At 68.1% G+C, this 6,780-nt stretch carries 5 protein-coding genes; all 5 read right to left on the reverse strand.

The window, feature by feature from the left end; translation table 11 throughout:
* Positions 1-444: 444 nt before the first annotated feature.
* The 5 genes from AC1DQP_RS14435 to zwf all read right to left on the reverse strand — a co-directional run bounded on the left by AC1DQP_RS14435 (position 445) and on the right by zwf (position 6,496).
* Positions 445-1,104, reverse strand: a complete 660-nt coding sequence (locus AC1DQP_RS14435; protein WP_457320386.1) for a bifunctional 4-hydroxy-2-oxoglutarate aldolase/2-dehydro-3-deoxy-phosphogluconate aldolase — start codon at positions 1,102-1,104, stop codon at positions 445-447.
* A gap of 270 nt (positions 1,105-1,374) precedes the next feature.
* The gene (edd, locus tag AC1DQP_RS14440) at positions 1,375-3,291 is read right to left on the reverse strand and encodes a phosphogluconate dehydratase (protein WP_256774077.1); all 1,917 of its coding nucleotides are present in this window, start codon (positions 3,289-3,291) and stop codon (positions 1,375-1,377) included.
* Between the two features lie 45 nt (positions 3,292-3,336).
* The gene (pgl, locus tag AC1DQP_RS14445) at positions 3,337-4,059 is read right to left on the reverse strand and encodes a 6-phosphogluconolactonase (protein WP_457320388.1); all 723 of its coding nucleotides are present in this window, start codon (positions 4,057-4,059) and stop codon (positions 3,337-3,339) included.
* Positions 4,056-5,063, reverse strand: a complete 1,008-nt coding sequence (gene glk / locus AC1DQP_RS14450) for a glucokinase (RefSeq protein ID WP_256774075.1) — start codon at positions 5,061-5,063, stop codon at positions 4,056-4,058. The genes pgl and glk overlap by 4 nt, the downstream gene beginning before the upstream one ends.
* Positions 5,060-6,496 carry a glucose-6-phosphate dehydrogenase gene (gene zwf, locus AC1DQP_RS14455; RefSeq protein WP_478051858.1) on the reverse strand — a complete coding sequence of 479 codons (1,437 nt, stop codon included), beginning with the start codon at positions 6,494-6,496 and terminating at the stop codon, positions 5,060-5,062. Before zwf ends, glk begins: the two co-directional genes overlap by 4 nt.
* Positions 6,497-6,780: the final 284 nt, after the last annotated feature.

The following is a 6,780-nucleotide window of genomic DNA, read 5'->3' on the forward strand; positions in this document are numbered from 1 at the left end:
GCGTCGGCCTGCGGCCGCCACCTCCTCCTTTATTTCGCCTCCAAGGGCATCGGGCCCCAGCGCCCGACCCACCGACCAGCGCCAGAAAAGCCGGTCTTCCGCCTGCGTACCGAGAGCCGAGTCCCGTAGCGGGCGGTAGGCTCCTGGGCAAAATCAAGGAGGAGGCCGCCACGCGGCCGGGGGACATTTGCGCCAGGGGCCTACCGCCCGCTACGGGGCCCTCACGCTCGCGGTAGCCCCGAACGGAGACACCACCCGATCCACCGTCGCCGGCACTGCCCGTCCACACGAGTAGCCTCTCACTCACGCTGCGAAGGCCCTCGCAACGAGACGCGCCGCTCAGATGGGAGAAGAACCATAAAAAAACGCCCGGGCAAGCCGGGCGTTTCGTTGTGGCACGTTACCGGTGGAGCCACCACGCTTGGCGGCTCACCGATACGGACCTCAGTGCGCCCGCACCCGCGCCACGATCTTGGCCGCCTGCGCCGCGCTGTCGCGCACCTTGTCCCACTGACCGTGCTCGATCCAGCTCCCCGGCACCATCCACGACCCGCCGATGCAGACCACGTTCTTCTGCTCCAAGTACTCGGCCGCCGTGTCCTCGGTGATGCCACCGGTCGGGCACAGCTTCAGGTCCGGAATCGGGCCGGCCAGGCCCTTGATCATCGCCAGCCCGCCCACGGCCGAGGCCGGGAACAGCTTGCACACCCGGAACCCACGCGCATACAGCGCCAGCATCTCCGTCGGCGAGGCCGCACCGGGTACCACCGGCAGCACCGCCTGCGCCAACGCATCGGCCATGTGCGCCGGCGTCCCCGGCGTCACCAGGAAATCCGCGCCCGCATCGATCGACTGCTGCATCTGCGCCACCGTCAGCACCGTGCCCGCACCCACCACCACATCGGGCAGCTCGCGCTTGAGCATCGCCAGTGCCTCCATCGCCACCGGCGTACGCAGCGTCAACTCGATCGCCGGCAGCCCGCCTTCCAGCAGCGCGGCACTGACCGCGCGCGCCTGGTCGAGCGTATGCACGGTCACCACCGGCAGGATGCCGGCGGCAAGCAGCAGGGATTCGGCGCGTTTCTGGTGTTCGGCGATGCTCATGTGTTCTTTCTCTCTTCTCAATGACTGAAGCGCAAAAAGCGCCGAAATGTGTCGGGAGGCAGCGGTTGGCCCTGATCAGGACCGTCAAGCGGCATGGGCCCGACGCATGCGTCGGGCGGGTTGGGCAGGACGCCCAACCCTGGCCTTGCTGTGTACGCAGGATCGCGTACACGCGCAAGCCGCTTGCGAGCCCCCATGGATGGGTTTACGGCGTGTCCTGATCAGGGCCAACCGCTGCCTCGGCCAGGACAACCAACCGCTGCGTTTGCTTCAGGCGTCCTTCGCCTCATGCGGCGCATCCGCCGCCGCCGCATCACGACCCAGATCGTACTCGGCGTCGTAATTCCAGATATCGCCCTCGGCCGTCGCCGGCCCGCACGAAATCGAAATCGCGCCCTGGTCGGCCGGACCCACCACGCGCCGGTTCAGCGCGAACAGATTGCGGCCCAGATCGTTCGCCGCCGGTGCGGTGTTGGGTGCCGGCGCGCGCGCGGCGAATTCCGCCGCATCCACCAGCAACTCCAGCGTGCCGGCTTCACCATCCAGGCGGATGATGTCGCCCTCGCGCACCCGCGCCAGCGGACCACCGCGCGAGGCTTCCGGGGTCATGTGGATGGCCGCCGGGAACTTGCCCGATGCGCCCGACAGACGACCATCGGTCACCAGCGCCACCCGCCGTCCCTGGTTCTGCAGCAGCCCCAGCAGCGGCGCCAGCGAATGCAGCTCGGGCATGCCATTGGCACGCGGCCCCTGGTAACGCACCACCGCAACGAAATCGTGCGGCAGCACGCCGGCCGCATGCAGCTTGTTGAGTACCTGCGGCGCATCGACCACCACGGCCGGTGCCTCGATCGTGCGGAACTCCGGCTTTACCGCCGACAGCTTGATCAGCGAACGGCCCAGGTTGCCGCGCAGCAGGCGCAGACCGCCCTGGGCTTCAAACGGCTCGGCCACGCCACGCACCACGCCGGGGTCGGCGCTTTCGCGCACACCGTCGACGTAGGTCAGCGTGCCATCGCGCAGCGCCGGCTCCTGGCCGTACTGGCGCATCCCGCCTTCGGCCACGGTCTGTAGGTCGGCGTGCATCAGCCCGGCGTCCATCAGTTCGCGGAACACGAACGCGGTGCCGCCGGCGGCGGCGAAACGGTTCACGTCGGCCTCGCCGTTGGGGTACACGCGTGCCAGCAGCGGCACCAGCTGCGACAGCTGGTCCATGTCGTCCCAGGTCAGCACGATGCCGGCCGCGCGTGCCACCGCGATCCAGTGGATGGTGTGGTTGGTCGAACCGCCGGTGGCCATCAGCGTCACCACCGCGTTGACGATCGCGCGCTCGTCGATCAGGCGGCCGAGGGGACGGAAGTCATCGCCCAGTGCACTGATTTCCAACGCGCGCTCACCGGCGCGACGGGTCAGCGCATCGCGCAGCGGTGTATCCGGATTGACGAACGACGCGCCCGGCAACTGCACGCCCATCGCCTCGAGCAGGGTCTGGTTGGAGTTGGCGGTGCCGTAGAAGGTGCAGGTGCCCGCGCCGTGATACGAGCCGGCTTCGGCTTCCAGCAGTTCTTCGCGGCTGGCCAGGCCGGCCGCGTAGCGCTCGCGCACTTCGGCCTTCTGCTTGTTCGGGATGCCCGGGGTCATCGGGCCGGCCGGCAGGAAGATCGCCGGCAGGTGGCCGAACGCCAGCGCGCCGATCAGCAGGCCCGGCACGATCTTGTCGCACACGCCGAGGTAGACGCTGGCATCGAACATGTCGTGGCTCAGGCCGATCGCGGTGGACTGGGCGATCACATCGCGCGAGAACAGCGACAGCTCCATGCCGCCGCGGCCTTGGGTGACACCGTCGCACATCGCCGGCACGCCGCCGGCCACCTGCGCGGTGGCGCCCATGTCGCGCGCGGTCTGGCGCAGGATTTCCGGGTAGTGCTCGAACGGCTGGTGGGCCGAGAGCATGTCGTTGTAGGCAGTGATGATGCCCAGGTTCGGGGTGACCCCGCCGCGCAGGCGCGACTTGTCGGTCGGGCCGCAGGCGGCGAAGCCGTGGGCGAGGTTGCCGCAGCTCAGGCGCGAGCGGAACGGGCCGTCGCGCAGTGCGGCATCGATCCCGGCAAGGTACGCGGCGCGAGAGGCGACGCTGCGCTGGACGATGCGCTGGGTGATGGCATGGAGTTGGGGATGCAGGCTCATTGGCTACCGGCTATGAGAGGGCGAACGGAACAACACCGGGAGAGATCAGTCACACCAGTGGACGCGCAGTTTCGCGCCGTCGAGATCGATCGCGTTGAGGATGGGATACAGCTGCGGATTGTTGCTTTCCAGCGCCTGCTTGAGCACTTCCAGCTTCTGCTTGCCGCGTAGCAGCAGCAGGCGCTGGCGGCTCTGCTTCAAGCCGTGCGGGGTGAGCGTGATGCGCAACGGCCACTGATTGGCACCGGGGCAACCGGTGGCGTCCAGCGCGGCGTAGGGCAGGGTGCTTTCCAGTGCGCGGTTCAGGTCCTTGGAGCCGGGAAACAGCGAGGCGGTATGGCCGTCGTTGCCCATGCCGAGCACGCTCAGGCACGGTGTCTGGCTGTGCTGGGCCTGCAGGTTGGCGGTATACACGCACTCGGGCAGCGGCTTGCCGACCCGCACCAGCGGATCGAAATGCGCGCCTTCGGCACGCGCCAGGAAGCTTTCGCGGACCAGCCAGGCATTGCTGTCGCGATCCTGCGGCGACAGCCAGCGCTCATCGACCAGGCTCACTTCGACCCGGTCCCAGTGCACGTCCAGTTCGGCCAGCGCCTGGTAGACCGGGGCCGGCGTGGTGCCGCCGGACAGCAGCATGCGCGCGCGGCCGAAGGTGGTGATGTCCTGGTTGAGCGCCTGTGCCATTTCCGCGGCGATGGCTTCGATCCAACCATCGGCATCGCCGTGGCGGATCAGCGTGAAGCGGTCGGAGGTGTCCAGCGTATTCATGCGTTGATTCCTGGCAGGTCGCGCTCGACATCGGCGGCGTAGGCGGCCGAACCGAGCAGGCCGGCATGCGGGTGCATCACCGCCAGCGAGGGAACGCGGGCCATGATCGAAGAGAAGCGTCCCTTGTGTTCGAAGCGCTGGCGGAAGCCGGAATGCTGCAGGGAATCGAGCATCTTCGGGGTCAGGCCGCCGGTGAGGAACACGCCATCCCAGGCGCCCTGCATCAGCACCAGGTCGCCGGCGATGGCGCCGAACACCGCGCAGAACACATCCACCGTGCGCATCGCCTGCGGGTCGCCGTGCAGCGCACGGGCAGTGACGTCCACTGGCTGCAGCTGGCCCGGATCGATGTCGGCCATCTCGCAGACCGCGCGATGGATGTTGACCAGGCCGGGGCCGCAGATCAGGCGTTCGTTGGAGACGCGGCCGAACTGCTCGGAGAGGATTTCCAGGATGCGGATTTCTTCTGGCGTGCCGGGCGGGAAGCTGACATGGCCGCCCTCGGTTTCCAGCGGATAGCAGCGGCCGTGGCGCAGGATCAGCCCGCCCACGCCCAACCCGGTACCCGGGCCGATCACCGCGTAGTTGCGCGGCTGGCCCGGCTTGCCCGGCACCCACGCCGCACCGCCGACCTGGACCACGTCCTGCGGCTGCAGCAGCGAGATCGCCATCGCCTGCGCGGCGAAATCGTTGATCAGGTGCAGTTCGTCGAAGCCGAGCATCAGCGCGGTGCGGCTGCGCGAGATCACCCAGGGGTGGTTGGTGATGCGCGCCTCGTCGCCGTCCACGCGGCCGGCCACGGCGAACACGCCGCGTTTGGCCTGCGCGCCGACCTGTTCCAGATAGTGCTGCGCCGCCTCGCCCAGCGAGGGGAAATCAGCGACCGCGAATTCGCGGATGCTGTCCTGCTGCAGCGGTGCGTCCAGGCTGGTGTCGGCGAGGGCGAAGCGGGCGTTGGTGCCACCGATGTCGGCAACCAGGACCGGTTGGTTCTGCAGCGTCATGCGTTGCCGTCCTTGCGGTCGGCATCCACTTCGACAGGCAGGAAACCGGCGGCCTCGGCCGGGCCCCATTCGCCGGCCGGGTAGGGCTGCAGCGGCAGGTTGGCGGCCTTCCAGGCATCGCTGACGCTGTCGATCCACGCCCACGCGGCACGCACTTCGTCATCGCGCACGAACAGCGCATGGTTGCCGTTGAAAGCGTCCAGGAACAGGCGTTCGTAGGCGATGCGGCGATGCAGGCCGGTGGGGACGGACAGTTCCAGTTCCAGCGGATGCAGTTCCAGCGCGCCCCATTCCGGGCCGGCCAGCGAGCTCATCAGGCCCAGCTCGATGTTCTCCTGCGGCTGCAGCTGGAAGACGATGCGGTTGGGGGTGGCGTTGCGACGGTGCGGACGCTCGAACAGCCAGTGGGTGACCGGCTTGAGCGTGACCACCACGCGGGTGGTGCGCTCGGCCAGGCGCTTGCCGGTGACCAGGTGGAACGGCACGCCGGACCAGCGCCAGTTGTCGATGTGCGCGGTGACCCCGGCGAAGGTTTCCACGTCGCTGCCTTCCGGCGGCTGGTAGGCCTGGGCCGGCTGGCCGTTGATGGTGCCGGCGGTGTAGCGGCCGCGGACGCTGTCACGGGCGGCGTGCTTGGCATCGAGCGGGCGCAGGGCGCGCAGCACCTTGACCTTCTCGTCGCGGATGCGGTCGGCTTCCAGCGAGGCTGGCGGCTCCATCGCCACCAGGCACAGCAGCTGCAGGATGTGGCTCTGGACCATGTCGCGCAGCGCGCCGGAGCGGGCGTAGTAGGCATCGCGGCCATCCACGCCTTCGCTCTCGGCAACCAGGATGTGCACCGATTCGATGTAGTTGCGGTTCCATACCGCTTCCAGCAGCGTGTTGCCGAAGCGCAGCGCGATCAGGTTCTGCACCGCCGCCTTGCCCAGGTAGTGGTCCAGGCGGAACACGCGGTCTTCGTCGATCCACTGGCCGATGGTGGAGATGATCTCCTCGGCGCTGGCGCTGTCGCTGCCGATCGGCTTTTCCAGCATCAACCGGTGCGGCGCGGCCAGGGCGCCGCCCTTGGCCAGGCCTTCGCAGGTGGAGATGTACAGGCCCGGCGGGATGGCCAGGTAGCTCACGCAGTGACGGTCGACCAGGTCGCTGACCGACTCGGCCACCGAGTCCGGGTTGCGCAGGTCCACCGAGCGGTAGTCGATGCGCATCAGCAGCGAGTGGATGTCTTCCTGGCTGGCCATCGGCATGGCCTGCTGCAGCCGCGGCCGCAGGATTTCGCGGAATCCGTCGGTATCGTGCGGGGACAGGGCCAGCGCACGGATCTTGAAATCTTCCGCCAGCAGGCCGTCGCCCAGCAGGCGCAACAGGGAGGGGAACAGGTAGCGCTGGGCCAAGTCGCCAGTGGCGCCGAACAGGAAGAGGGTGTCGTGCATCGCTCGAGTTTCAGATCCGGGTGACATCGTTGTCAATCGCTTCTCGTCTATGTTCTCGGGGGTCTCGCCGGGCGTGATGTCCGATGTTGCAGAGGCAACATGAACAGGCACGCGCCTGCGCATCATGGGGCATGTTGCGGGCGGATCGGGCGACTGTGGGCTCGCCGATGCGTCGCGGTCATGACCGACCAACGGATACTGCCACGTGAAAACGTTTACATGGCAGAATGAGCAGACTGTATTCGATTGCAGTGGTCGCCGTCATGCGGCACCACGCCATCGAC

The organism is Stenotrophomonas sp. P5_A8, assembly GCF_056400545.1.